This window comes from Microbacterium sp. UMB0228, from assembly GCF_002871415.1.
GTDB lineage: Bacteria > Actinomycetota > Actinomycetes > Actinomycetales > Microbacteriaceae > Microbacterium.
Map to the genome: position 1 here is coordinate 76,611 of NZ_PNFU01000004.1, position 26,821 is coordinate 103,431.

Below are 26,821 nucleotides of genomic sequence, written 5' to 3' on the forward strand. Positions count from 1 at the left end.
GTCACCGCTCGTTCATGCGGGGGATCAGCACCTGCCGGTAGAGGATGAGGATGCTGGCGGCCACCGGGATCGCGATGAGCGCGCCGAGCAGGCCGAGCAGGCTTCCTCCGGCGAGGGCGGCCACGACCACGACGGCGCCGGGCACCGACACGGCGCGGCTCATGATCCGCGGCGAGATCACGTACGCCTCGATCTGCATGTAGACGAGATAATAGATCGCGGCGGCGAGAGCCGTGCCGGGAGAGCCGAGACCCGGGATCAGGCAGACGAGGACGATGATCGTCGAGCCGGTCAACGTGCCGACGAGCGGGATGAGCGAGAAGAAGAAGGCGACGACGGCGAGGACCGCGGGGAACGGCGCGTCGATGATCGTGAGGTAGATGGCGCTGAGGATGCCGTTGATGACCCCCTGGCTGACCTGTCCCATGACGTAGTAGCCGACGGAGTCGGTGATCTGCTCGGAGAGATCGATGAAGCGGTCCCGCTTGGACGCCGGCACCAGCTGGTAGACCGCGCGCTTGAGCGAGGGGGTGGAGGCCGTGAGGTAGATGGTCAGGATGAGCACGATGAAGGCGCCGAACACGCCGCTCAGCACCGCCCCGCTGGCGACGAGCACCCCTTGACCGATCGATCCGCCGATCTCGGCGAGGTTCGTCGCCAGCCAGTCCTCGACATAGGCGAACACGTCGTCGACGCGGAGATTGGGGAACGTCTCCTGGATCCACGTGCGCAGGTCTTCGATGGCCGTTCCCCGCTGCACGATGGCCGTGATCTGGGCGATCAGCTGGGAGATCTGGTCGACCAGAACCGGGAGGACGATGAGCACGATGCCGCTGAAGACCGCCAGGACGGCGACGATCGTGACGAGGACCGCGAGCCAGCGGGGCAGGCGCCGTCGTTCGAGGAACGTGACGAGGGGATCGAGCCCGAGGCTGAGGAAGAGAGCGGTGCCGATGTAGAGCAGCACCGTCGACAGCGTCTGCACGCTGCTGATCAGCACGATGCCGAGTCCCACGCCGAGTGTCGCCACGAGGGCGGTGCGGAACGGGTTGTGGATCTTCATGCAGACTCCTCGGAACGGCTGCAGCAAGGCTACCCATGACCGGCCACGGCGCGTCGCCGACGTGCCGCAGCGTCGCCAGGGGAGGGGCCTCGTGGTCAACACACAGGTGACTTCGCTAGTCTGAAATGTCGAGTGTGGCGTCACGGGCGGGAAGCCGTGGTGCGTGAGGAGACTATTCGTGCGTTTCGTATGGGCCGTCGTGGCCTTCGTGCTGGCTGCCGTGCTGATCGGTGCGGGGATCGCCCAACGCACCGTCTTCGTCGGTCCTTCGTCGCAGGAGGCCCGCGTCGACATCGAGGAGCCCGCTCCGTACGTGCTGATGGACGGCGATGTGCTCCGGATGAACCCGGGCGCACAGAAGGTGCTGATCCGCGGCGAGGGCGAGATCTTCGCGAGCTACGGCCGGACCGCCGATATGGAGGCCTGGCTCTCCGACTCCGAGTACAACCACGTCACGGTCGGCGATGAGGACGAGCTTCTCGTCGAGCACGTCGCGGCTCCAGCGCCGGAGGAGTCGAACGAGACCCCCGCTCCGGACGCCGAGGCTCCCGCACCGGAGGACGAGGAGTCGGCGGAGCCCGCCGGACGCAACCCTGCGGGGTCCGACCTGTGGCTCGACTCCTTCAGCGAAGAGAACTTCCTCTCGACCGACAACATGCAGCTCCCCGAGGGGACGAGCGTGCTGATCGCGTACGACGGCACGAAGGATGCGCCGGATGACATCGTCGTCTCCTGGCCCCTGGACACACGGACGCCGCTCGCGGGTCCGCTGATGGTCGCGGGTGGCATCGTGCTGTTGGTGGGGCTCGTGCTCTACGTGCTCGCGATCCGCCATCAGCGCCGCGGCCGCGGCCCGCGCCGGAAGGGACCGGGGCCGCTGCCCACGACCCAGCCGATCGACGTGGCGGCGCTTCCGCCGTCCGAACGTGAGGCGCTCGAGGCCGCAGACGGCGCGGAGCCGAAGACACCGGAGCGCACAGACGACGTGGAGGACGCGGAGATCGTCGACGAGAAGCCCACGGAGGGGAAGAACGCCATGCAGGGTGTGCATCCGCGCCGACGGCGGCGTCTGCTCGTCGTGCCGGCACTCGGTCTGACCGCAGTGCTGGCCGCCGGATGCAGTGCGGAATCGTGGCCGGAGTTCGGGGATGCGTCTCCGTCGCCGTCGCCCAGCCCCACGGTGATCGCACCGGACAACCAGAAGCCGCCGGCGGTCACCGAGACGCAGGCCGATCGCATCCTCGCGGAGGTCTCGCAGACACTGGTGAAGGCGGACGAGGCCAGGGACCTTGATCTCGCGGCCACCCGCCTGGACGGGGCTGCGCTGGCGACCCGCACCACCGACTACGCACTGCGGGAGAAGCTGCCCGATCGCCCCGCACCGGCGGCGATCCCGACCGACGACGTGGAGGTCGTTCTCCCTGAGGCGACCGACCGCTGGCCGCGCACCGTCCTGATGCTCTCGAAGAGCACGGGCGACGACACCGTGCCGCCCGTCGTCCTCACCATGACGCAGGCCGACCCCTGGTCCAACTACAAGGTCACGAACATGGCCGAGATGTCCGCCGACGCCGTCTTCCCCGAGGTGGCGGCCAGCTGGCTGGGGACCTCTTTGGTCCCCGCGGACTCCGCGTTCCTGTCCGTACCCCCGAACGAGGTGGCCGCCGCCTTCGCGGACGTCGTCGACAACGGGGAGAAGAGCGCGTCATACGGGCAGTTCGACGAGCTGGCGCTGAACCTCGCGAAGTCGATCACCGACAGCCGCCAGAGCCTCGTGCAGGGGCTGGCCGACGCCGGTGCCGCCGAGACCTCGACGGCCGCCTTCGACATGACGCCGACGGAGGAGGCCCCGGTCTCCCTGACGACCCTGGACAGCGGTGCCATCGTCGCCGTCTCTGTGCTCGACGTCGAGACGATCACGCCCACCTCCTCCGATGTGGTGATCCGCTTCGGCGACAACGAGGAGGCCAAGGCGCTCACCGGAGCCAACGAGTCCGCCAAGGGTGCCGAGACGACCTATGAGTTCCAGCTGTTCTTCGCCGTCCCCTCGCAGGGGTCGAGCGAGCCGATCCGGCTCCTGGCGTCGCGCCAGGACCTCGTGTCCGTGAAGGTGATCAAGTGAGCGAGATCTCTCCCGCCGCCCTGCGCGGTGCCGTCGACCTGTCCAGCCTGCGCAATCGCCCCTCCGCCCCGGCGGGCGGCTCGGCGACCGCCCCTGCCGGATCTCCGGTCACGGATGTCGTCGTCGACGCCACCGATGAGAACTTCGGCCAGGTGCTCGAGCTCTCCCGCACGGTGCCGGTCGTCGTCGACCTCTGGGCCGAGTGGTGCGGGCCGTGCAAGCAGCTGAGTCCGATCATCGAAAAGGTCACCCGTGAACTCGGCGGTCGTGTCCTCCTCGCCAAGGTCGATGTGGACGCCAACCCGCAGCTCGCGCAGAGCTTCCGCGCGCAGTCGATCCCGATGGTCGTCGCGCTCATCGCCGGTCAGCCGGTCCCCATGTTCACGGGCGCGGTTCCGGAGCAGCAGGTCCGCGAGGTGTTCGCGCAGCTGCTGCAGGTGGCGGCGCAGAACGGTGTGTCGGGATCGCTGCCCGTCGGTGACGGCGAGGCGACCGAGGTCGCCGCCCCTGCCGAGCCCGAGCTGCCGCCGCTGCACGCGGAGGCCTTCGCCGCGATCGAGCGCGGGGACTACCGTGCCGCCATCACCGCCTACGAGAAGGCCCTCGCGGAGAACCCGCGCGATGAGGACGCGATCGCCGGTCTCGGTCAGGTCCGCCTGCTCGACCGCGTGCAGGGGCTCGACCTCCAGGCCGCGCGCGCAGCGGCCGCCGCCGCGCCGCAGGACGTGCAGGCGCAGTTCGACGTCGCCGATCTGGACCTCGCCGGCGGGCACGTCGACGACGCGTTCGGCCGACTGCTCGACCTGTTCGCGCAGCTGCCGTCGGATCAGCGGACGCCTGTGCGCGAGCGCCTCGTCGAGCTCTTCGGTCTCATCGGAGCCGGGGACCCGCGCGTGATCGCGGCCCGCAACCGGCTCTCCTCGCTGCTCTTCTGAGCGGTCCGCGCGGGGGGAACACCCCCGCGCAGACACCTCGTCAGCCGTTGTTCACGGTGGGGACGTGGGGCTCCGGCTGATAGCGGAGCCACAGCGTCGACAGGGCCGGCAGCGTGATCGAGGCCGTCGCCGCGCCCCCGTCTCCGGGTTCGGCGACCACCATCCCGAGGTTGCCGGAACCGCGTCCGCCGTAGACGTCGGCATCGGAGTTCAGGATCTCCTGCCAGACGCCGGGGCGCGGCAATCCCAGGCGGTACCCGGTGCGCTCCACGCCGGCGAAGTTGCTGACCACGACCAGACGGCCGCCGTGCGCGTCCCGCCGTTCGAAGGCGATCACGGAGGGGTCCCAACTCGGTGCCCCGAGCCGCGTGAACCCCGAGCCGTCGCTGTCCCGCTCCCAGAGCGGTGCCTGCGCCCGGTACACCCCGTTCATCGCGGCGACGAAGTCCTGGAGCTGGGCGTGCGAGGGCTGGTCGCGGAGCCACCAGTCCAGCTCGCGCCCCTCCGACCACTCGGCGAGCTGTCCGAACTCCTGGCCCATGAACAGCAGCTTCTTGCCCGGATGCCCCCACATGTACGCGAGGTAGGCGCGGACGTTCGCGAGCTTGTGCCAGTGGTCGCCGGGCATCTTCGACAGCAGGCTGCCCTTGCCGTGCACGACCTCGTCGTGACTGATCGGCAGCACGTAGTTCTCGCCGAACGCGTAGACGAACGAGAACGTCATCTCGCCCTCGTGGTGCGCCCGGTACATCGGGTCTCTGCCGATGTACTGCAGCGAGTCGTTCATCCACCCCATGTTCCACTTGAACCCGAACCCGAGGCCGGCGTGATCCGTCGGCGCGGTGACACCGGGGAAGCTCGTGGACTCCTCGGCGATCATGAGGATCCCGGGGTGCAGGCGGTAGGCGGTGGCGTTGACCTCCTGGAGGAAGCGGATCGCCTCCAGGTTCTCGCGTCCGCCGTGGATGTTCGGCTCCCACTCACCCTCGCGACGCGAGTAGTCGAGGTAGAGCATCGAGGCGACGGCGTCGACGCGCAGACCGTCGACGTGGAACTCCTCGAGCCAGTACAGCGCGTTCGCGACGAGGAAGCCGCGGACCTCGGGACGACCGTAGTCGAAGATGAGCGTGCCCCAGTCCTGGTGCTCTCCGCGCCGGGGGTCGGGGTGCTCGTACAGGGGCTGACCGTCGAAGCGGGCCAGGGCGAAGTCGTCCTTGGGGAAGTGGCCCGGCACCCAGTCCATGATGACGCCGATGCCGGCCTGGTGCAGGCGGTCGATGAGGTAGCGCAGGTCGTCGGGGGAGCCGTACCGGCTCGTCGGCGCGTAGTAGCCGCTGACCTGGTACCCCCAGGATCCGCCGAACGGATGCTCGGCGAGCGGCATGAACTCGACGTGCGTGAACCCCGTCTCCTGCACGTGCGCGATCAGCGGATCCGCCATATCGCGGTATCCCAGGCCGTCGCGCCAGGAGCCGACGTGCACCTCGTACACGGACAGCGGCTGCGCGACCGCATGAGTCGCGGCGCGACGGGTCATCCACGCGCCGTCCTCCCAGACGTAGGACGACGCGGTGACGACCGACGCGGTCTCCGGCGGCACCTGCGCCGCCAACGCCATCGGGTCGGCCTTGAGGATCCAGCTGCCGCTCCGCGTCCGGATCTGGAACTTGTAGCGGGTCCCGACGGGGAGGTCGGGGATGAAGAGCTCCCAGACGCCGCTCGCGCCGAGCGAGCGCATGGCGTGGCTCTCACCGTTCCAACCGTTGTGATCGCCCACCACGCGGACCGCGGTCGCGTCGGGTGCCCAGACCGCGAACGACACGCCCTGCTCGTCTCCCTGCGTGCGGGGATGGGCTCCCAGCGCCTCCCACAGCCTTTCGTGACGGCCTTCGGCGATCAGATGAAGGTCCAGGTCGCCGAGGGTCGGCGCGTGACGGTACGGGTCGCCTGCGACGCTCTCCTCCTCGCCGCGGTAGCGCGTCGCGAGACGGTAGGGGAGCGGCGGTCCGGGGTGCGTGCCCTCCCACACCCCGTGTGCGACGTGTGTGAGCGTCAGGCGACTCCCGTCGCCGAACACCGCCTCCACCGACTCGGCGAGCGGACGGCGAGCCCGGATGACGGTGACGGTCCGATCCGCCGCATCCTTCCCGGGGTGGGCGCCGAGCACGGCGTGCGGGGCGTGGTGCCGCCCTTCCGCCACGGCCTCCCAGTCGGCGTTCGCGGTGTCGTCGATGCCGCTCATGCGCGCTCCTTCACCTTCAGGATGTGGACCGGCTCGGCGAAGGCGTCGAGCCGGACGTAGTTGTGATCGGTCCAGGTCCAGACGCTGCCCGTGAGCAGGTCCTCCACCTCGTAGCTCTCACCCAGGGGCACGCCCCAGCGTGTGGTGTCGAGATGGACCGTCGTCTCGCGCACCGAGTGCGGGTCGACGTTCGCGACGACGATGAGCGTGTCCGGCCGCCCGGTTCCGGTGAAGGCGGCGTCGAGATGCTTGCTGAACACGAGGATGGCGTCATCGTCGCTCCAGTGCAGCTCGAGGTTGCGCAGCTGCCGCAGCGCCGGATGCGCCGCGCGGATCTCGTTCAGCTGCCGCAGGAGCGGAGCCAGCGACTCCCCGCGCTCCTCGGCGCCCGCCCAGTCGCGGAACTTGTACTCGTACTTCTCGTTGTCGATGTTCTCCTCGGAACCCGGGCGGGCCACGTTCTCGATGAGTTCGTATCCCGCATACACGCCGTACACCGGACCCGCGGTGGCGGCGATGCAGGCGCGGATGCGGTAGGCCGCGCGTCCGCCGAACTGGAGGTACTCGGTGAGGATGTCGTGCGTGTTGACGAAGAGGTTCGGGCGCATGTAGTCGGCCGTCTCGTGGGAGATCGTCGTGAGGAACTCCTCGAGCTCCGCCTTGGTGTTGCGCCATGTGAAGTAGCTGTAGCTCTGTTGGAAGCCCACCGCGGCGAGCGCGCGCATCACCGCCGGTCGGGTGAACGCCTCGGCCAGGAAGATCACGTCGGGATCCGTCTCGTTCACCGTCGCGATCAACCACTCCCAGAACCGGAGCGGCTTGGTGTGCGGGTTGTCCACGCGGAAGATCCGTACACCCTCCGCCACCCAGTGCCGGACGATCCGGAGCATCTCGGCGGCGATCCCCTCCGGGTCGTTGTCGAAGTTCAGCGGGTAGATGTCCTGGTACTTCTTCGGCGGGTTCTCGGCGTACGCGATCGTGCCGTCGGGGAGGGTGGTGAACCACTCCGGGTGGTCGCGCACCCAGGGGTGGTCGGGGGAGGCCTGCAGCGCGAGGTCGAGGGCGACCTCCAGTCCCTCCTTCCGCGCGGCCCGCACGAAGGCGCGGAAGTCCTGCGGAGTGCCGAGGTCAGGGTGGATCGCATCGTGCCCGCCCTCCGCCGCTCCGATGGCGTACGGCGAGCCCGGGTCCCCGGCCTCGGCGACGAGGGTGTTGTTGCGACCCTTGCGGTTGGTCGTGCCGATGGGATGCACGGGGACGAGGTAGATCACGTCGAAGCCCATCCTGGCGACCTCGGGCAGGCGCTTCGCTGCAGTACGGAACGTGCCGCTGCGGACCGTTCCGTCCTTGAGGCGGCGGGCTCCCTCCGACCGGGGGAAGAACTCGTACCAGGCGCCGACTCCGGCACGGGTGCGCTCTACACGGAGGAGCTGCTCCGCGGAGGCCGAACGGAGCGTCGTGACGGGACGGTCGCGGAAGATCGCCGTGAGATCGGGGTCCACGGCCCGTGCGGCGGCGACGACGGGGTCGCCGGACCGGAGTTCCTCCGCCCAGGCCCTGAGGCGCGTGCGCTGCGCTGCGGGGCGGTCCTTCTCGGCAGCCGCCCGCTGCAGGAGCTCGGCTCCGAGGGCGGCCATCACCGGCACGTCCACACCGGCGGCGATCTTCACGTGCGCGGCGTGCGCCCAGGTGGCGAAGTCGTCGGAGAACGCCTCGAAGCGATATCGCCAGAGGCCCTCCGCATCGAGGGCGATCTCCGCCTCCCAGCGATCGGTGCCGTCGGCGAGCGCCGTCAGCCGGTGCAGACTCTCTTCGCCGGTCGGTGAGGTCAGCCGCACGTGCACGCCGATGAGGTCGTGCCCTTCCCGGAAGGCCACGACGCGGAAGGGGACGACCTCGCCCGCGAACGCCTTGGCGGGGAAGCCTCCCGGAACCACCGGCGTGCCGTCCAGCAGCGGGATCCGGGTGGTCCGCAGAGCTCCGGGCTGGTCGGCGTCGACGGCGCGCGTCGGGATCTGAACGGGGCTCCGCAGAGCCGTGGGTCGGGTTCCAGCACGAGCAGTCACATGCCGAATCTACCGCTCGGCCCTGTCGGAACCTACCGCTCGACCCCGGCGCCGAACCGTGCTATCACTCCACCCGGAACAGGCGCATGGATGTGCCGGGGATCGGCAGCACGTCACCCGGAGCGTACGTCTCCTCGGCCTCCGACGGGCGCTCGTCGGCGCTCGACCAGAGGGAGACGAATCGGCTGGCGCCCTCGATCTCCTCCGGAAGCCGCACGTCGATCGGCGCCTCCGTCCCGTGCACGATCAGGAGGATGCGGTTGGCGGGTTCCTTGTCCGGTGTGGAGGCGGCGACGTACTGCAGCGTGCGATTGCCGGGATCGGTCCACTGCCCCGGTTCCATCGTCGCGCCGTTCTGGTCGTACCAGTCCATGACCGAGGCGTTCGGGATGTGCTCGCCGAGGCGCGCATACCGACTCGGCCGCAGCGCCGGATTCTCCTCGCGCAATCGGGCGAGGCGCGCGACGTGGGCCCGGAGGTCGTCCTGCCAGGGCTCGAACTCCCAGGACAGCCACGACAGCGGCGAGTCCTGCGCGTAGGCGTTGTTGTTGCCGCGCTGGGACCGCCCCACCTCGTCTCCGGCGGTGAGCATCGGGATGCCGGCCGAGAGGAGAAGGGTGCCGAGCAGGTTGCGCATGGCCTTGCGTCGGGCGGTGAGGATCGCGGGATCGTCCGTCGGTCCCTCGACGCCGTGGTTGAACGAGCGGTTCAGGTCGGCGCCGTCGCGGTTGTGCTCACCGTTGGCCTCGTTGTGCTTCACGTCGTACGAGACGAGGTCGTGCAGCGTGAACCCGTCGTGCGCCGTGACGAAGTTGATGCTCGCGAGGGGGCCGCGGTCCTCGCTGAAGGTGTTGGACGATCCGGCGAGCCGGGTGGCGAAGCCGCCGATGCCGACCGGCGCCGAGGCCCGTCGTGCGTAGTCGATATCGCTCAGCCAGAAGTTGCGCACGCGGTCGCGGTACCGGTCGTTCCACTCGTGCCACCCCGCAGGGAAGTTGCCCGTCTGCCAGCCGCCCAGTCCGACGTCCCAGGGCTCCGCGATGAGCTTGGTCTTCGCGAGGACGGGGTCGGCGGCGATCGCCTGCAGCAGCGGATGATCCGGAGTGTAGGCGTGAGCGCCGTCGCGCGCGATCGCCGTCGCCAGGTCGAAGCGGAAGCCGTCGATCTGCATCTCCTCGGCCCAGTACCGGAGCGAGTCCAGCACCAGTCGTGCGCCCGCGTCGGTGGCCGTGTTGAGTGTGTTGCCGCATCCCGTGGTGTCGATGTAGACGCCCGCGTCGTCCTGTCGGTAGTACCGCGCGTTGTCGATACCGCGGAGACTGGAGCGCGGCCCGCCGATGCCCTCCTCCGACGTGTGGTTGTACACGACGTCGAGGATCACCTCGAGGCCGGCCTCGTGCAGCAGACGCACCATGCCCTTGAACTCGGCGATGATCGCCTCTGGACCCCGTTTCCTGGCGTCTTCCGTCGCGTAGGCGGCGTGGGGCGTGAAGAAGTTCAGGGTGTTGTACCCCCAGTAGTTCGTCAGCCCGCGCTCCAGCAGCCGCGGCTCCGGGACGAAGGCGTGGACGGGGAGCAGCTCCACCGACGTCACCCCGAGCGTGCGGAGGTACGCGATCATGGCCGGATGTGCGAGGCCCGCGTAGGTGCCGTGCAGCGCGGGCGGGATGTCGGGGTGCCGCTTGGTCAGTCCCTTCAAGTGGCCCTCGTAGATCAGCGTCCGGTCGGCGGGGATCCGCGGCTTCGTGGAACCGCCCCAGTCGAAGCCGTCCTCGATGACCACGGCTCGCCATTCCTGGTAGCCGTGTCCCTGGGCGAGGCCCCGCGCATACGGGTCGAGGAGCAGCGTCTCCGGGTTGAACGTGTTGCCGGGCCCGTGCGGACCCTCGACGCGGAGCGCGTAGCGGACTCCGGGCTGCAGCAACGGCGTCGTGACCTCCCAGACGCCTCCGGGCCGCCGTTCGAGCGGCGCCTGGTCAACGACCCAGTCGAGGTCCGTCGCGTCGAAGACGACGAGCTCGACGGCGGAGGCGTTCTGCGACCAGACCCGCAGCGTCCCGACGCCGTCGTGCAGCCGGACGCCGAGGTTGTCGAGGATCGCCCCACCGGGCACGACGGAGTCGGGGGACGAAGACATGGATACACCCTAAACGTGTTGCATTTCAGTCTCATGACAGGACGCACCCGGTCTCACGCGCAGACGGTCCGTCCAGGGCGCCGATCGGGGAGAATCGAAGCATGCGGCACTATCTCGACCACGCGGCGACGACCCCGCTGCGCCCGGAGGCCAGGGACGCGTGGCTGGAGGCGTCGGTCATCATCGGCAACGCGTCGTCGACGCATGGAGCCGGGCAGGACGCGCGCCGGGTGCTGGAGGAGTCACGGGAGCGGATCGCCGCGGTCCTCGGGGCCGATCCGATCGAGGTCGTGCTGACCTCCGGTGGGACGGAATCCATCAACCTCGCCCTCCAGGGACTGTGGCACTCGCGTCGTCCGGAGACGACCGCTGTCGTGGTGCCGGACGGCGAGCATCACGCGACGATGGACACGGTCGCAGCCCTGGTGGCCGACGGTGCCGCGGTGCGGGCCGTGCCCGTGTCGGCCCACGCGCGCATCGACGAGGACCGCTTCGCCGCGGCCCTGCCGGGGGCCGCGTTCGCGACCGCGCTCGTCGCGAACAACGAGACCGGGACGATCAACGGTGCGCCCGCGCTGGCGGCGGCCACGGCCGACGCCGGTGTACCCCTGCACCTCGACGCCGTCGCCGCTCTCGGGCATCTGCCGCTGTCCTTCCGGTACCTCCGGGGCCGCGCCGACGACGGCGTGGGCCTCGTGGCGCTCAGCGTCGCCGGACACAAGGTCGGCGCACCGGTCGGCGTCGGCGCGCTGGTGGTGGCCCGGTCCGCCCGGCTGACCCCGCTCCTGCGGGGCGGAGGCCAGCAGCGGGGTCTGCGTGCGGGCACGCAAGACGTGCCGGGAGCGGCGGCGCTGGCGACGGCGCTCGAACTCGCCGAGCGTGAGCGGGCCGCCGAGAGCGTCCGCGTGGGCGGTCTGCGCGACCGCCTGGTCGAGGGCATCCGTGCGCGGGTGCCGGCGGCCGAGCTCCTGGGCGACCCCGATCACCGTCTTCCGGGTACCGCCCATCTGCTCTTCCCCGGTGCGGTGGGGGAGAGCCTCCTGTTCCTGCTGGACGTGGCCGGCGTCTCGGCCTCCACGGGCTCCGCGTGTCAGGCGGGGGTGGCCGAGCCCTCGCACGTCGTGATGGCGATGGGGCGCAGTGAGGCGGACGCCCGGAGCGTGCTGCGCTTCTCCCTCGGGCGCACGTCGACCGATGCCGATGTGGATGCGGTGCTGGCGGTGATCGGAGAAGCCTACGCACGGGCATCCGGGGCCCGTGCAGCCGAGCGCTCGTAGACTGGACCCATGCGAATCCTTGCGGCCATGAGCGGTGGTGTGGACTCCGCCGTCGCGGCCGCCCGGGCCGTCGAGGCGGGGCACGATGTGGTCGGCGTGCACCTCGCGCTCTCCCGCGCCGGGGGGACCCTGCGCACCGGCAGCCGCGGCTGCTGCACGATCGAGGACGCCCTCGACGCGCGTCGCGCCGCCGACCTCCTCGGCATCCCCTTCTATGTGTGGGACTTCTCGGAGCGGTTCCGCGACGACGTGATCGACGACTTCATCGCCGAGTACCGTGCGGGTCGGACGCCGAACCCGTGCATGCGGTGCAACGAGAAGATCAAGTTCGCCGCCCTGCTGGAGCGCGCCCTGGAGCTCGGTTTCGACGCCGTGTGCACCGGGCACTACGCGACCCTCGTCGACGGCCCGGCGGGACTCGAGCTGCACCGGGCCTCGGACAACGCGAAGGACCAGTCCTACGTGCTCGGCGTCCTCACGGCCGACCAGCTCGCGCACACCTACTTCCCCCTGGGCACCACGCCGTCGAAGGCGCTCGTGCGGGCGGAGGCGGAGCAGCGTGGTCTCAGCGTCGCCCAGAAGCCGGACAGCCACGACATCTGCTTCATCCCGGACGGCGACACCCGCGGCTGGCTGGCCGAGAAGGTGGGCACGGCCAGCGGCGAGATCGTCGACCGCTCCGGTGCCGTCGTCGGCGCGCATGAGGGCGCCCATGCGTTCACGGTGGGTCAGCGGCGCGGACTCAAGCTCGGCGTCCCGGCGGCGGACGGCAAGCCGCGCTTCGTGCTCGAGGTGCGCCCCGTATCGAACACGGTGGTCGTCGGCCCGAAGGAGGCCCTGGCGATCGCCGAGATCGCGGGGGAGCGGTTCAGCTGGGCCGGCGCCGCGCCGACCGCGTCGGTTTTCGCGTGCGACGTGCAGATCCGCGCGCATGCCGAGCCGGTACCCGCCACGGCCACCGTGACGACGGAAGGCGTCCGCGTCGTGCCCGATTCTCCGCTTGACGGTGTCGCCCCCGGGCAGACCGCCGTGCTCTACACCGGCACGCGCGTTCTCGGGCAGTTCACGATCGATTCCACCGTGTCCGCGGTACCCGTCGGCGTCTGATCCGGGCGGATGTCGGTCGCCGCTCCTAGACTGACGGAGTGCCGGAGAACATCTCACTGGAAGACGCCCGCAGCGAGGCGGAGGAGCTGACGACCCGCATCCTCGAGGCGAAGGACGCGTATTACGGGCGTGACACGTCGCTCGTCGACGATGCCACGTACGACGGCTGGATGCGGCGCCTGGAAGAGCTCGAGCGCCTGCACCCCGAGCTGCAGGGACAGGACTCGCCGACGCAGATGGTCGGCGCGGCCGAGGCGACGGGGCTCGCGACCATCGAGCACGCCGAGCGCATGCTCAGCCTCGACAACGTCTTCTCGATCGAGGAGCTGCGCGAGTGGGCGCAGAAGACGCGGGCCGCCGCCGGGCGGGACGTCGACTGGTTGACCGAGCTCAAGATCGACGGCCTCGCGATCAACCTGCGGTACGAGGACGGCGTGCTGACGTCGGCCGCGACCCGTGGCGACGGGCGCGTCGGCGAGATCGTCACCGAGAACGCGCTCCGACTCCCCGAGATCCCGGAACGGCTCGCCGGGGAGGGGCACCCTCCGATCGTCGAGGTGCGCGGAGAGGTCTTCATCCCCGTCGCCGCGTTCGAGCGGCTGAACGCGGCGCAGGCGGCGTTCCGAGACCGCGCGTACGCGGACGCCCTCGCGCGCTGGGAGGCCAGGGGCGGCGCGAAGAAGCCGTTCGACGAGGAGAAGGCGCGCACCGCGGCGGCACGGCGTTTCCCGGCTTTCGCGAATCCCCGCAACGCGGCCAGTGGCGGCCTGCGTCAGCAGATCGACAAGAAGGACGGCCTGGAGCTGGAAGCGGGTCTGCTGCGCATCGAGTCGCTCGCGCTGTACGTGCACGGCATCGGTGCCTGGACGAACCCGCCGGTCGCGGCCCAGAGCCAGGTCTACGAGCTGCTAGCCGCCTGGGGGCTGCCGACGAGTCCGCACACGAAGGTGTGCCGCAGCATCGACGACGTGGTCGCCTTCGTCGAGCACTACGGCGAGCATCGGCACGACATCGAGCACGAGCTCGACGGCATCGTGGTCAAGGTCGACGAGCTCGACCTGCATGACGAGCTGGGAGCGACGAGCCGGGCGCCCCGCTGGGCGATCGCCTACAAGTACCCGCCGGAGGAGGTGCAGACCAAGCTGCTCGACATCGTCGTCTCCGTCGGTCGCACCGGTCGCGCGACGCCCTTCGCGGTTATGGCGCCGGCTCACGTCGCCGGATCCGTGGTCCGTCAGGCCACGCTCCACAACAAGGACGTGGTGAAGGCCAAGGGCGTTCTCATCGGCGACACCGTGGTGCTGCGCAAGGCGGGCGACGTGATCCCCGAGGTCCTCGGCCCGGTGGTCGAGAAGAGGGACGGGACCGAGCGGGAGTTCGTCATGCCCGCCGACTGCCCCGAGTGCGGCACCCCCTTGCGCGCCATGAAGGAGGGGGACATCGACCTCCGCTGCCCGAACGCCCGGTCGTGCCCCGCCCAGGTGCGCGGACGCGTCGAGCACATCGGCTCGCGGGGAGCCCTCGATGTCGAGGCCCTGGGCGAGGTGACGGCGGCGGCGCTGACCCAGCCCACGAGTCCGGCGGAGCCTCCCCTGGTGACGGAGGCGGGGCTGTTCGCCCTGACCCTGGAGCAGCTCGTGCCGATCGAGGTCGTCGTGCGCGATGCGGAGACGGGTCTGCCCCGCGAGGACGAGGACGGCCTCGTGAAGACCCGCGCGCCGTTCCGACGCAACCCGACCGCAGCCGAGAAGAAGTCGGGTCTCGAAGGTCCGCAGCCGTCTTCCCAGGCGCTGACCCTGCTCGCGGAGCTGGAGAAGGCGAAGACGAAAGACCTCTGGCGGCTCCTCGTCGCGCTCAACATCCGGCACGTCGGACCGGTCGCGGCGCGGGCGCTCGCGCAGTGGTTCGGGTCGCTCGACGCGATCCGGGAGGCTTCGCGGGAAGAGCTCGCCGCGGTCGAGGGCGTGGGCGGCATCATCGCGGACTCCTTGCTCGCGTGGTTCGACGTCGACTGGCACCAGGACATCGTCCGCCAGTGGGCCGACGCGGGCGTGCAGTGGGCGACGCCGGGTCACCCCGGCCCGGGAGCGGCGGTCGCGGCCGGGGGAGTGCTGGAGGGACTCACCGTGGTGGCGACGGGATCTCTCGACGGGTACACCCGCGAGGGGGCGCAGGAGGCGATCATCAAGGCCGGCGGAAAGGCGGCCTCGAGCGTGTCCAAGAAGACGGACTTCGTGGCCGCGGGGCCGGGAGCCGGCTCCAAGCTCGCGAAGGCGGAGGAGCTCGGCATCCGCATCCTCGACGCCGCGCAGTTCCACGTCCTGGTCACCGAGGGGCCCGCGGCGCTGGACTGAGGATCAGGTGCTCTCCGGCGCTGCCGTGGTGGGAGCGAGGAACTGCCGCAGCCGTGGGGAGTCCGCGAACCCCAGCTCCTGATAGAGCCCGACGGCTGCCTCGCTCGAGTGCACGGTGATCCGTTCGGCGCCGGCGGAGACCGCATGGGCGCAGGCCGCGGCGACGAGACCGCGGCCCGCTCGTCGTCCTCGATGCTCGGGAAGGACGAAGACGCTCTGGACGTCCGCGGAGAGGCGGTGCGGAGCGCCCGGCCGCGGCACGCGGGGCACGAGGGCGACCCACGCCGCGCCGACGATGCGGTCGTCATCATCGCCCCGCGCGACGAAGGCCACGTGGGTGCGGTCGTGGGCCCGCCACCAGTCGCCCAGCTCGGCGGTGAAGGCGTCGAGCGATCGACCGGCCGTCAGGTCCGCGGGCACGTCCTCCCACTTGAGCTGGGCGAGCGCGGCGAGATCCTCCCTGCCGGCGCGGTCGATGCGCATCGTCGGTCCGCTCAGGCCTTGTGGCGGGGCTTCCGGAAGGGCTTCTCCTCGCGGTCACGGTGCGGCGGGCGCGCGTCTCGGTCGCGGCGGTCGGTCCGGTCGTAGCGGACCGGCCGGCCGCGGCCGTCGCCGTCGCGCGAGGACGAGCCCCGCCGTGCGCCGGGACCGCGGTCAGGAGCGATCTCGATCAGCCGTCCGGAGATGCGCGTATCGCGGAGCTTGTCGAGGACGGCGGGGTCGAGGTTCGCCGGGAGCTCGACGATCGAGAAGTCGGGACGGATGTTGATCGCGCCGAAGTCGTCGCGGCCCAGACCGCCCTCGTTCGCGAGCGCGCCCACGATCTGCCGTGGCTCGACGCGGTGCCGCCGACCCACCTCGATGCGGTACGGGGTGTAGTCGCCCCGGCTGCGACGCTCCCGGGGTTCCCGGGGCTCCCGCGTCTGCCGCTCGCGCTGCGGGCGGTTGTCGGCGGCGACCGCCTGCGACAGGGCGTCGTCTGCGGGGTCGAGGAGCAGCGGCGTCGAGCCCTGGGCGACCACGGCGAGAGCGGCCGCGACGTCGCCCTCCGGCACGTCGTGATGCCGGACGTAGTGGGCGATGATGTCGCGGAACGCGTCGATGCGTGACGTCTCCGACAGTGCGGTCGTGATGGCGTCGTCGAAGCGGGCGAGCCGCGTCGTGTTCACGTCCTCGGTGCTCGGCAGCTGCATCTGCGTGGGCTGCTGCCGCGTCGCCTTCTCGATGTGCTTGAGCAGGTAGCGCTCACGCGGGGTGATGAAGCTGATCGCGTCGCCCGTCCGCCCGGCCCGCCCGGTCCGTCCGATGCGGTGCACGTACGACTCGGTGTCGGTGGGGATGTCGAAGTTGACGACGTGACTGATGCGCTCGACGTCGAGTCCGCGGGCGGCGACGTCCGTCGCGACGAGGATGTCGAGCTTCCCGTCCTTGAGCTGATTGACGCTGCGCTCGCGCTGCACCTGCGGCACGTCGCCGTTGATCGCGGCGGCGGAGTACCCGCGGGCGCGGAGCTTCTCGGCCAGGGTCTCGGTCTCGTTCTTCGTGCGGACGAAGACGATCATCCCGTCGAAGTTCTCCACCTCGAGGATGCGGGTCAGGGCATCCACCTTCTGGGCGTAGGAGACGACGAGGTAGCGCTGGGTGATGTTCGTGTTGGTCGCGGTCTTGGACTTGACCGTGATCTCCTCCGGGTCGCGGAGGTACTGCTGCGCGAGGCGGCGGATCTGCGCGGGCATCGTGGCGGAGAACAGGGCGACCTGCTTCTCCTCGGGGGTCTGAGCGAGGATCTGCTCGACGTCCTCCGCGAAGCCCATCTTCAGCATCTCGTCGGCCTCGTCCAGCACGAGGTACTGGAGCTCGGAGAGGTCGAGCGTGCCCTTGGCCAGGTGGTCCATGATGCGGCCGGGGGTGCCGACCACGACGTGCACGCCGCGGCGGAGCGCGGAGAGCTGCACACCGTAACCCTGACCGCCGTAGACGGGCAGCACGTGCACGCCCTTCATGCGGGAGGCGTACGACTCGAACGCCTCGCAGACCTGCAGCGCGAGCTCACGGGTCGGGGCGAGGACGAGGGCCTGCGGCGTCTTCTGCGCGACGTCGAGCCGCTCCAGCACGGGCAGGGCGAAGGCGGCGGTCTTGCCGGTTCCGGTCTGCGCCATGCCGACGACATCGCGGCCGGCGAGGAGGGTGGGAATGGTCGCGGCCTGGATGGGCGACGGGGTCTCGTAGCCGAGATCCTTGATGGCCTTGAGGACCGGCCCGGTGATGCCGAGGTCCTCGAATCCGGGGGTGGCAGGGGACTCGTCGGGGGCGTCGGCGGGGGTCACTTCTTCAGGGGTCACTTCCCAAGGGTAGCGCGCCTGGCCCCCCGCTTCCTGTGGGGCCGGCTCAGACCCCCGACGTGAGGGCGAACAGCTTCTCCTTCACCTGCCGGCGGAGCACCTTCCCGATCAGCGACTTCGGCAGCTCGTCGACGACGAAGACGCGGCGCGGCACCTTGTACGGGGTGAGGATGCTCCGCGCGTACTCGCGGATCGCCTCGACGTCGACATCGGCTCCGGGGTCGACGACGATCGCCGCGACGACCTCCTCGCCCGAGTGGTCGCTGGGCAGTCCGACGACCGCGGCGTCCGCCACCGACGGATGCTGGCGCAGCGCGTTCTCCACCTCGGTCGGGGCGACGTTGAAGCCGCCGGTGATGATGAGCTCCTTGATGCGGTCGACGATGCGGACGAAGCCGGCGTCATCGATCGTGACGATGTCGCCGGTCCGGTACCAGCCGTCGACGAACACGGCCTCGGTCTCCTCGGGCTTGCCGTAGTACCCGGAGAAGACCTGAGGACCCCGCACGATGAGCTCCCCGGCGGAGCCCTCCGGCACATCCTCGGTGGGATTCTCCGGATCCACGACGCGGCACTCCGTGCCGGGGAGAGGGAGTCCCACGGTGCCGGGAACGCGGTTGTCGGCGACCGGGTTCGCCATGAGGACGGGCGAGCACTCGCTCAGTCCGTAGCCCTCGACGAGGTAGCCGTGCGTAGCGGCCTCGAATGGGACGACGAGCTCATGCGGCAGGGCCATGGCACCGGAGATCGCGACCTCGATGCCGTCGAGGGACACACCCTTGGCGTTCGCGGCTGCGAGAAGCCGGTCGGCGATGGGCGGGACGAGCGGGAGGAACGTCGCCGGATGCTTCTTGACGACGTCGAGCACGAGGTCCGGGTCGAACTTCGGGAACAGCACGAGACGCGCGCCCATCGACATCGCGAAGGTGAGGCAGAGCGTCAGGCCGTAGGCATGGAACATCGGCAGCACGGCGTACACGACGCAGCCCTTGCCGCGCTGGATCGACGGCACCCAGGCCTGGGACTGGGCGGCATTGGCGAGGAGGTTGCGGTGCGTGAGGGCGGCGCCCTTCGGTGTGCCGGTCGTGCCGGACGTGTACTGGATGATCGCCAGGTCGTCGGTGTCGGGCTGAGGATGCGAGGCGGGGATCGGGGTGCTGGCCACCACCGACTCCCACAGCACGGTGCCGCGGACGCGCTCGGTCAGCGCCGCCCGCGACTCTCTCGCCTTCGCGACCGGCAGCCGGAGGGCGAAGCGGGTGAGGGCCGGCATCGCCCGCGTCACGTCGACCGAGATGAGAGTCGAGACGGCGAGGTCGCTCGGGAACTCCTGCACCGTCGCGACGACCTTGTTCCAGACGATCGCGTGCTTGGCGCCGTGGTCCTCGAACTGCTTGCGCAGCTCGCGAGGGGTGTAGAGCGGGTTGTGCTCGACCACCACGGCACCGAGCCGCAGCACGGCGTAGAACGCGATGATGTGCTGCGGGCAGTTCGGCAGGACGATCGCGACGGGGTCGCCCGCGCGGACGCCGAGATCCCGGAGCCCCGCCGCGGCGCGATCGATCGCCTCCTGCAGCTGTGCGTAGGTCGTCTCCCTGCCGAAGAACTGCAGAGCCGGTGCGTCGGGATAGTCGCGGGCCGAGGCGGCGACGATGTCCACGAGGGAGCCGCTGACGGGGGCGAGGTCCTCCGGAACGCCGTCGGCGTAGCTGGCGATCCACGGGCGAGGGGGCTGGAACGTGCTCACGCGCCCAGCTTAGGCGGGCCGCGCCGCGCCGAGCGGCGGGCGGCTCGCCAACTAGACTGGGGGCGTGTCTGAAATCACCCCTGATCTTGTGCGCCATCTCGGCGTGCTCGCGCGCATCCAGCTGAACGACGACGAGGTGACGCGGCTCACGGGCCAGCTCGACGCCATCGTCGACAACATCGCCAAGGTGTCCGAGGTCGCGACCGCCGACGTCGCCGCGACGAGCCACCCGATCCCGCTGAGCAACGTGTTCCGTCCCGACGTGGTCGGCGAGACGCTCACGCACGAGCAGGTGCTGCAGAACGCCCCGGATCAGGCCGACGGCCGGTTCCGTGTCACCGCGATCCTGGGAGAAGAGCAGTGAGCGACATCATCCGGCTGACCGCGGCGGAGCTCGCCGACAAGCTCGCGACGCGGGAGGTCTCCAGCGTCGAGGCCACGCAGGCGCACCTCGACCGCATCGCCCAGGTCGACGGCGACGTCCATGCGTTCCTGCACGTCAACGAGCACGCGCTCGACGCGGCGGCCGAGATCGACGCCCGTCGCGCCGCGGGGGAGGACCTCGGGCCGATCGCCGGTGTCCCGCTCGCGATCAAGGACGTGCTCGTCACGACGGATCAGCCGACCACGAGTGGCTCGCGGATCCTCGAGGGGTACCGCTCGCCGTACGACGCGACGGTCGTGGCCCGCTCCCGTGCCGCCGGACTCATCCCGCTCGGCAAGACGAACATGGACGAGTTCGCGATGGGCTCCTCGACGGAGCACTCCGCCTACGGCCCGACCCGCAACCCCTGGGATCTCGACCGGATCCCCGGCGGCTCGGGTGGGGGCTCCGCCGCGGCCGTCGCCGCTTTCGAGGCCCCGCTCGCCCTCGGCTCCGACACCGGCGGATCGATCCGTCAGCCGGCGCACGTGACCGGCACGGTCGGCGTGAAGCCGACCTACGGCGGCGTCAGCCGCTACGGCGCGATCGCACTGGCGTCGAGCCTCGACCAGGTCGGCCCGGTCACCCGCACGGTGCTCGATGCCGGTCTGCTGCACGATGCGATCGGCGGCCACGACCCGAAGGACTCCACGTCGCTCGACGAGCAGTGGCCGTCCTTCGCCGCGGCCGCACGCGAGGGTGCGCGCGGGGACGGCCTCAAGGGCCTCCGTGTCGGCGTCATCCGCGAGCTTCCCGACAGCGGCTTCCAGCCGGGGGTTGCCGCCTCCTTCCGCAGCGCCCTGGCCCTGCTGGAAGCGCAGGGTGCAGAGATCGTCGAGATCGGTGCACCGCACTTCGAGTACGGCGTCGCCGCCTACTACCTGATCCTCCCGGCCGAGGCCTCGAGCAACCTGGCCAAGTTCGACTCGGTCCGCTTCGGTCTCCGGGTCACCCCGGCGGGCAACCCCACGGTGGAGGACGTGATGTCCGCCACGCGCGACGCCGGTTTCGGCGACGAGGTCAAGCGCCGCATCATCCTCGGCACCTACGCGCTATCGGCGGGATACTACGACGCGTACTACGGCAGCGCGCAGAAGGTCCGCACGCTCATCCAGCAGGACTTCGCCGCGGCCTTCGCCGATGTCGACGTCATCGCCACGCCGTCGGCCCCGACCACGGCCTTCAAGCTCGGCGAGAAGATCGACGACCCGCTGCAGATGTACCTGAACGACATCACGACGATCCCGGCGAACCTCGCCGGCGTCCCCGGCATCTCGATCCCCAGCGGTCTCTCGGACGACGACGGGCTGCCCGTCGGCATTCAGTTCCTCGCTCCGGCGCGGGAGGACGCCCGCCTCTACCGGGTGGGTGCCGCCCTCGAGACGCTGCTCGTGGACTCCTGGGGCGCGCCGCTGCTGTCCCGTGCCCCCCAGCTGGAAGGAGGCGCGCGCTGATGGCCGCCGCCACGCTCATGGACTTCGACAAGGCGCTCGAGCTGTTCGAGCCCGTCCTCGGTTTCGAGGTGCACGTCGAGCTCAACACGAACACGAAGATGTTCTCCGACGCTCCCAACCCCGCGAACGAGGCGTACCACGCGGCGGAGCCGAACACCCTGATCGCCCCGGTCGACCTGGGGCTGCCCGGCGCGCTGCCGGTCGTCAACGAGACGGCCATCCGCTCGTCGATCAGCCTCGGTCTCGCGCTCGGCTGCTCGATCGCGGAGTCCAGCCGCTTCGCCCGGAAGAACTACTTCTACCCGGACCTCGGCAAGAACTACCAGATCTCCCAGTACGACGAGCCGATCGCGTTCGAGGGGTCGGTCGAGGTGGAGCTCGAGGACGGCACCATGGTGACGATCCCGATCGAGCGCGCGCACATGGAGGAGGACGCCGGCAAGCTCACGCACATGGGCGGCTCGACCGGCCGGATCCAGGGCGCCGAGTACTCGCTCGTCGACTACAACCGTGCCGGCGTCCCGCTCGTCGAGATCGTGACGAAGACGATCTTCGGCACCGATCACCGGGCTCCCGAGGTCGCCAAGGCGTACGTCGCCGCGATCCGCGACATCGTCCGGGCACTCGGCATCTCCGAGGCTCGGCTGGAGCGCGGCAACCTGCGGTGCGACGCCAACGTCTCGCTCCGTCGTCGGGGTGAGGAGAAGCTCGGCACGCGCACGGAGACGAAGAACGTCAACTCCATGCGATCGGTGGAGCGCGCGGTGCGGTACGAGATCCAGCGGCAGGCTCAGATCCTCGCCGACGGCGGCACCATCATCCAGGAGACGCGGCACTGGCACGAGGACACCGGGACGACCTCTCCCGGACGTCCGAAGTCGGACGCCGACGACTACCGGTACTTCCCGGAGCCCGACCTGCTTCCGGTGCAGCCGCCGCGCGAGCTGATCGAGGAGCTGCGTGCCGCCCTGCCCGAGCAGCCCGTCGCCCGTCGGCGCCGGCTCATGGACGAGTGGGGCTTCACCCCGCTGGAGTTCCAGGACGTGCGCAACGGCGGTCTGCTCGACGTCGTCGAGGCCACGATCGCCGCCGGGGCCACGCCGGCCGCGGCACGGAAGTGGTGGACGGGGGAGATCACCCGCCTCGCCAATGCGCAGGAGAAGGACGCGGTCGACCTCGTCAGCCCGGAGAACGTCGCGGCGCTGCAGCAGCTCGTCGACGCCGGGACGCTGACCGACAAGCTCGCCCGCCAGGTGCTGGAGGGCGTGATCGCCGGGGAGGGCACGCCGCAGGAGGTCGTCGACGCGCGCGGTCTCGCCGTGGTCTCGGACGACGGTGCGCTCATCGCGGCGATCGACGAGGCCCTCGCCGCACAGCCCGATGTGATGGCCAAGATCCAGGACGGTAAGGTCCAGGCTGCCGGTGCCATCATCGGGGCGGTCATGAAGGCCATGAAGGGCCAGGCCGACGCCGCCCGTGTCCGCGAACTCATCCTCGAGCGCGCCGCGCAGTGATTCGTCCCCCTGGGCCTCGATGTCGGAGGCCCAGGGGACAATGGGTTCATGGGACACGGTGATGGCAGAGGCCGCATGGTGTCCTCGGCCGATGCCGATGACTCCGGCACGCGCATCCTCCACGTCGACATGGACGCGTTCTATGCGGCCGTCGAAGTGCTGGATGATCCGAGTCTCCGCGGCCTGCCCCTGATCATCGGGGCTCCCGATGGGCGCTCCGTGGTCTCCAGCGCCTCCTACGAGGCACGGCGCTACGGCGTGCGCTCGGCGATGCCCGTGTCGCAGGCCGTGCGGCTGTGCCCGACGGCACGTATCGTCCCGCCGCACTTCCACCGGTACCAAGAGGTGTCGCGGCAGGTGATGGCGATCTTCGAGTCGTTCACGCCGCTCGTGGAGCCGCTGTCGGTGGACGAGGCGTTCCTCGACGTGCAGGGTGTGCGCCGGCTCTGGGGGAACCCCGCCCGGATCGCGGCCCAGATCCGTGAGCGCGTCCTCGCCGAGGTCGGGATCACCTGCAGCGTCGGCGTGGCCGCGACCAAGCACGTGGCGAAGATGGCGTCGACCATGGCCAAGCCGGACGGGATGCTCGTGGTCGCGGAACACGACACTCTCGCCTTCCTCGCGCCGCGCCCCGTGCGAGCGCTGTGGGGCGTGGGGCCGAAGGCCGCGGAGGCCCTGGAGGCCCGCGGTCTGCGCTCGATCGGCGACCTCCGCACGGCGCCGCCGGAGGTGCTGGACCGCGCCGTGGGGCCGGCGCTGAGTGCTCGCCTGGCGCAGCTGGCGCGGGGGGAGGACGCGCGCCCGGTCGACACCGAGCGCGTCGAGAAGAGTATCGGACACGAGGAGACCTTCGACCACGACGTCACGGATCGAGCCTTCCTCCGCGCGGAGCTGCTGCGGCTGGCCGATCGCGTGGGCGCGCGCCTGCGCCGGGCCGGGTGGGAGACCTCCACGGTCGCGATCAAGATCCGCTTCGACGACTTCCGGACCGTCACCCGCTCGCAGACGTTGGCGGAGCCGACCGCGGTCGGCCAGCGCATCGGCGAGGCGGCCCAGAGCCTGTTCGCGCTCATCGAGCGTCGAGACCCGGTCCGCCTCGTGGGCGTCCGGGCGGAGAACCTCCGGCCCGCGGGAGCCGGTGCGCTGGCCCTGTGGGACGAGGACGAGGGGTGGCGGAAGGTCGAAGGGGCCGTCGACGAGGCCATGGCCCGGTTCGGAGCGGCCACCATCAGCAGGGCGCGCCACATCGGACGCGGTGAAGGACGGGGCGCCGCGCGGCATCCGAAGGACCACGGCGTCGATTGACCGCGCGCCGCAGGCCGCCGTCGGCTACCGTGGGAACATGCCGAACATTGCACTGGAACTCGGGAATCAGGTCGCGTCCTTCGGCGTGAAGAGCGCGTACGGAGAACCGCAGGAGATCGACGGCGTCACCGTCACTCCGGTGGCGTTCACCTACGCGGGCTTCGGCGGAGCCAGCGGGGAGGGCGGAGAAGGCGGCGGAGGTGGCGGCGTCTCGGTGCCGGTGGGCGTCTACGTCCGTCGTGAGGAGGGCCTGCGCTTCGAGCCGAACATCGTGACGCTCCTCGTCGTGGCCGTGCCCTTCGTCTGGGTCACCGGTCGGGCCCTCACGCGCATCATCCGTGCCCTCAAGAAGTGACGACGCGGTCGCAGCGGCGCTCTCGCACGCGGCGACGCTGATCGCGGAAGACGTCCGCGCACTCGCGGCCTCCAACCCCGTCGTGCTGATCGACGGGGGGAGCGGCGCAGGCAAGACCTCTCTGGCCGCGCGCGTGGCGCGAGCCTGGCCGGTCACCGGACGCGTGCAGGTCATCGCCTTGGACTCCCTCTATCCCGGCTGGGACGGACTCGACGACGGGGCGGAGCGCGCGCTCGAGGGCATCCTCCGTCCCCACGGACGCGGGCTTCTCGGGGCCTGGCGTCGCTGGGACTGGGAACACGGCGAGGAGGCGGAGACCCACGCCGTCGATCCGGCCCTCGGCGTCATCGTCGAGGGCAGCGGGATCCTGCGACCCTCGACCGCACGCCTGGCCGACATCCGGATCTGGGTGGAGTCCGGCGAATCATCGCGGAAGGCCCGTGCGCTGGCGCGGGATGGAGACACCTACCGCCCGCACTGGGACCGGTGGGCGGCGCAGGAGCGCCGTCACCTCGAGCGAGACCGTCCGAGGGAACTCGCCACTCGGGTGATCGAGGTCCCCTGATTCCGCTCAGCGGAGGGCGTCGGCGTCGCTCTCATCCACGGCTTCGATGAGGAGTTCGAGACGGTATCCCAGCCAGTCGTACACCGCCTGGCCGTCGCCGCCGACGTCGGGTTCGTCGTCGGTGATCCCGAGCCGTGTGGCGATGACGAGCCGGATAGCGGTGAGGGTGCGGAGCCACGCGTCCACGTCCTCGCGGCGTACGACGACGTCGCGGGGAACGCGGGCGCCCTCATCGGTCACCTCGGCGTCGGGGTCGAACACCTGCAGCGCCGTGCGCATGACCCGCGCGTCGTGCAGCCGTCGGTCCAGGAGGTCCGCGCGGGTGGCCGAGGCGAACGCCGCCGCGGCGTCGTCGTCGTCCGGATAGGCGTTCGGCGTCAACCGGGCCACGCCAGGGTCGCCGCCGTCGGAATCCCGGAGCAGGTCCATGAAGTCATCGACGAGCCGGGCCAGGTGCATGCCCTCGATCGTGGCGACCGAGACGGTGATCGGTGGGGTGTTCATGCGGCCTTCCTGACGGTGGCCCAGAGCCCGTAGTCGTGCATCGCCTGTGCGTGCACCTCCATGGTCTCGCGGGGTCCGGTGGCGACGATCGCGTGTCCGTCGTGGTGGACGGCGAGCATGAGACGGGTGGCATGCTCGCGGGTGTAGCCGAAGTAGGTGCGGAAGACGCGGACGACGTAGCTCATCAGATTCACCGGATCGTTCCACACGACGACCTCCCAGGGCTCCAAGGGTGCAGCGGAGAGATCGGTGGCCTCATCGATCTCGGGAAGAGCAGTCGACATGGTCAGGCCCACCCGAGCTCGTGCAGGTGGGCGTCGTCGATGCCATGGAAGTGCGCGATCTCGTGGACGAGGGTGGTGTGGATCTCGTCGCGGAGTTCGTTGATGTCCTCACACTGCGCGAGGTGCGGTTCCCGGTAGACGATGATGCGATCGGGCAGCTCACCCATCCCGTACTGCGTGCGCTCCGGCAACGCGAGGCCGTCGTACAGGCCGAGCAGATCGAGGCTGCCGTCCTCGGGACGATCCTCCACGACGAAGACGACGTTCTCGAGCTGCTCGACCATCTCGTCTGGCAGCTGGTCGAGTTCGTCGATCACGAGGGCCTCGAAGGCCGCGGCGTCCATGTCCATCCCCTCCAGCCTACGGGGACGACGGCGGGTTCCTCAGTGCAGGAGGACGAGCAACGCCGCGACGCCGATGAAGAGGCTTCCGAACACCGTGTTGAGGATCCGCTGGCCGTGCGGGGAGCGGGTGAGGCGCCGGAAGGGGCGTGCAGCCGTGGCGAAGAATCCCCACATGACGAGGACGTCGACGACCACGACGGTCGCGATGAGGGCCAGATACTGGGGGAGCGGAGGCTGGTCCAGCCGGATGAACTGGGGAATGAAGGCGAGGAAGAAGACGATCGCCTTGGGATTCAGCAGGTTGACCCAGAAGCCACGGCGCATCATCGACCAGTGGCTCTCCCGGGCATCCACGGGATCCGGCGCGTCATCGAGCGCGGGAGCGGGGCGGGTCAGGATCAACCGGATGCCGAGGTACACCAGGTAGGCGGCGCCGGCGTATCGGATGAGGTTGAACAGGACATCCGAGCGCGAGACGAGAAGCCCGACGCCGGCAGCCACGATCACGACATGCACGATGAGCGCGATCTGCTGGCCGATGATTCCCCAGATCGAGCGCTTCCAGCCCTGCGTGAGGGAGTTGGACATCGTGTTGATCGCGCCGGCCCCTGGAGTGAAGCTGATCACCACGGATGCGGTGAGAAGAGAGAACCAGACCGCCAACGACACCAGCACAGTCT

Annotated in this window: 22 protein-coding genes; 11 read left to right on the plus strand and 11 right to left on the minus strand. The window is 70.3% G+C overall.

Translation table 11 applies throughout. The features are described 5' to 3' along the window. Position 1: 1 nt before the first annotated feature. The gene (locus CJ226_RS10920; protein WP_062634682.1) at positions 2–1,063 is read right to left on the minus strand and encodes an AI-2E family transporter; all 1,062 of its coding nucleotides are present in this window, start codon (positions 1,061–1,063) and stop codon (positions 2–4) included. A gap of 178 nt (positions 1,064–1,241) precedes the next feature. On the opposite strand from CJ226_RS10920, the gene CJ226_RS10925 reads away from it, so the two are divergent. Beyond that, positions 1,242–3,185, plus strand: coding sequence for a hypothetical protein (locus CJ226_RS10925; RefSeq protein ID WP_062634680.1), 1,944 nt, complete (start codon positions 1,242–1,244; stop codon positions 3,183–3,185). Beyond that, positions 3,182–4,120, plus strand: a complete 939-nt coding sequence (locus CJ226_RS10930; RefSeq protein WP_062634678.1) for a tetratricopeptide repeat protein — start codon at positions 3,182–3,184, stop codon at positions 4,118–4,120. The genes CJ226_RS10925 and CJ226_RS10930 overlap by 4 nt, the downstream gene beginning before the upstream one ends. A gap of 40 nt (positions 4,121–4,160) precedes the next feature. On the opposite strand, the gene glgB is transcribed toward CJ226_RS10930, so the two are convergent. The 3 genes from glgB to glgX all read right to left on the minus strand — a co-directional run bounded on the left by glgB (position 4,161) and on the right by glgX (position 10,565). Beyond that, entirely contained in the window at positions 4,161–6,362 is a 2,202-nt protein-coding gene (gene glgB, locus CJ226_RS10935; RefSeq protein ID WP_082802870.1) for a 1,4-alpha-glucan branching protein GlgB, read from the minus strand. Further along, positions 6,359–8,428, minus strand: coding sequence for an alpha-1,4-glucan--maltose-1-phosphate maltosyltransferase (locus CJ226_RS10940; protein WP_102209181.1), 2,070 nt, complete (start codon positions 8,426–8,428; stop codon positions 6,359–6,361). Before CJ226_RS10940 ends, glgB begins: the two co-directional genes overlap by 4 nt. Positions 8,429–8,492: 64 nt before the next feature. Then, positions 8,493–10,565 (minus strand): glycogen debranching protein GlgX, encoded by a 2,073-nt coding sequence (glgX, locus tag CJ226_RS10945; protein ID WP_102209182.1) that lies wholly within the window; start codon positions 10,563–10,565, stop codon positions 8,493–8,495. 101 nt (positions 10,566–10,666) lie between these two features. Here glgX and CJ226_RS10950 point away from each other — a divergent pair, with 101 nt between their 5' ends. The 3 genes from CJ226_RS10950 to ligA are packed head-to-tail and all read left to right on the plus strand — an operon-like array spanning position 10,667 to position 15,303. After that, complete coding sequence (locus tag CJ226_RS10950) at positions 10,667–11,842, plus strand: cysteine desulfurase family protein (protein ID WP_102209183.1); 1,176 nt, start codon at positions 10,667–10,669, stop codon at positions 11,840–11,842. A 9-nt stretch (positions 11,843–11,851) separates the two neighbouring features. Then, positions 11,852–12,949 (plus strand): tRNA 2-thiouridine(34) synthase MnmA, encoded by a 1,098-nt coding sequence (mnmA, locus tag CJ226_RS10955; RefSeq protein WP_102209184.1) that lies wholly within the window; start codon positions 11,852–11,854, stop codon positions 12,947–12,949. A 38-nt stretch (positions 12,950–12,987) separates the two neighbouring features. Next, on the plus strand, positions 12,988–15,303 hold the full coding sequence (gene ligA / locus CJ226_RS10960; RefSeq protein ID WP_102209185.1) for an NAD-dependent DNA ligase LigA: 2,316 nt from the start codon (positions 12,988–12,990) through the stop codon (positions 15,301–15,303). Positions 15,304–15,306: 3 nt separating this feature from the next. On the opposite strand, the gene CJ226_RS10965 is transcribed toward ligA, so the two are convergent. Genes CJ226_RS10965 through CJ226_RS10975 form a run of 3 tightly spaced genes read right to left on the minus strand, consistent with a single transcriptional unit; the run spans position 15,307 to position 19,392 of the window. Continuing rightward, the gene (locus CJ226_RS10965) at positions 15,307–15,786 is read right to left on the minus strand and encodes a GNAT family N-acetyltransferase (protein ID WP_102209186.1); all 480 of its coding nucleotides are present in this window, start codon (positions 15,784–15,786) and stop codon (positions 15,307–15,309) included. A gap of 11 nt (positions 15,787–15,797) precedes the next feature. Further along, the gene (locus tag CJ226_RS10970; protein ID WP_374754532.1) at positions 15,798–17,645 is read right to left on the minus strand and encodes a DEAD/DEAH box helicase; all 1,848 of its coding nucleotides are present in this window, start codon (positions 17,643–17,645) and stop codon (positions 15,798–15,800) included. A gap of 46 nt (positions 17,646–17,691) precedes the next feature. Then, positions 17,692–19,392: a long-chain-fatty-acid--CoA ligase gene (locus CJ226_RS10975; protein WP_102209188.1), complete on the minus strand. Its 1,701-nt coding sequence runs from the start codon at positions 19,390–19,392 to the stop codon at positions 17,692–17,694. A 64-nt stretch (positions 19,393–19,456) separates the two neighbouring features. Between CJ226_RS10975 and gatC the strand changes: the two genes are divergently transcribed. The 6 genes from gatC to CJ226_RS11005 are packed head-to-tail and all read left to right on the plus strand — an operon-like array spanning position 19,457 to position 25,009. After that, on the plus strand, positions 19,457–19,756 hold the full coding sequence (gene gatC / locus CJ226_RS10980; RefSeq protein WP_025103377.1) for an Asp-tRNA(Asn)/Glu-tRNA(Gln) amidotransferase subunit GatC: 300 nt from the start codon (positions 19,457–19,459) through the stop codon (positions 19,754–19,756). Further along, positions 19,753–21,270, plus strand: a complete 1,518-nt coding sequence (gene gatA, locus CJ226_RS10985) for an Asp-tRNA(Asn)/Glu-tRNA(Gln) amidotransferase subunit GatA (RefSeq protein ID WP_025103378.1) — start codon at positions 19,753–19,755, stop codon at positions 21,268–21,270. The genes gatC and gatA overlap by 4 nt, the downstream gene beginning before the upstream one ends. After that, on the plus strand, positions 21,270–22,784 hold the full coding sequence (gene gatB / locus CJ226_RS10990) for an Asp-tRNA(Asn)/Glu-tRNA(Gln) amidotransferase subunit GatB (protein WP_102209189.1): 1,515 nt from the start codon (positions 21,270–21,272) through the stop codon (positions 22,782–22,784). Before gatA ends, gatB begins: the two co-directional genes overlap by 1 nt. A gap of 48 nt (positions 22,785–22,832) precedes the next feature. Further along, positions 22,833–24,089, plus strand: coding sequence for a DNA polymerase IV (locus tag CJ226_RS10995; protein ID WP_102209190.1), 1,257 nt, complete (start codon positions 22,833–22,835; stop codon positions 24,087–24,089). A 37-nt stretch (positions 24,090–24,126) separates the two neighbouring features. Further along, positions 24,127–24,444 (plus strand): hypothetical protein, encoded by a 318-nt coding sequence (locus CJ226_RS11000; protein WP_062634659.1) that lies wholly within the window; start codon positions 24,127–24,129, stop codon positions 24,442–24,444. Then, complete coding sequence (locus CJ226_RS11005; protein ID WP_062634657.1) at positions 24,428–25,009, plus strand: aminobenzoate synthetase; 582 nt, start codon at positions 24,428–24,430, stop codon at positions 25,007–25,009. Before CJ226_RS11000 ends, CJ226_RS11005 begins: the two co-directional genes overlap by 17 nt. A gap of 6 nt (positions 25,010–25,015) precedes the next feature. On the opposite strand, the gene CJ226_RS11010 is transcribed toward CJ226_RS11005, so the two are convergent. From CJ226_RS11010 to CJ226_RS11025, 4 genes are read right to left on the minus strand one after another with little or no spacing between them, the layout of a single operon-like run. Then, the gene (locus CJ226_RS11010; protein ID WP_102209191.1) at positions 25,016–25,513 is read right to left on the minus strand and encodes a DUF2017 family protein; all 498 of its coding nucleotides are present in this window, start codon (positions 25,511–25,513) and stop codon (positions 25,016–25,018) included. Then, a complete protein-coding gene (gene clpS / locus CJ226_RS11015) occupies positions 25,510–25,797 on the minus strand; it encodes an ATP-dependent Clp protease adapter ClpS (protein WP_062635203.1) in 288 nt (95 codons plus the stop codon). Before clpS ends, CJ226_RS11010 begins: the two co-directional genes overlap by 4 nt. A 2-nt stretch (positions 25,798–25,799) precedes the next feature. After that, positions 25,800–26,147 carry a metallopeptidase family protein gene (locus CJ226_RS11020; RefSeq protein ID WP_062634653.1) on the minus strand — a complete coding sequence of 116 codons (348 nt, stop codon included), beginning with the start codon at positions 26,145–26,147 and terminating at the stop codon, positions 25,800–25,802. A 33-nt stretch (positions 26,148–26,180) separates the two neighbouring features. Beyond that, positions 26,181–26,810, minus strand: a complete 630-nt coding sequence (locus CJ226_RS11025) for a LysE family transporter (protein WP_102209326.1) — start codon at positions 26,808–26,810, stop codon at positions 26,181–26,183. Between the last annotated feature and the right edge of the window lie 11 nt (positions 26,811–26,821).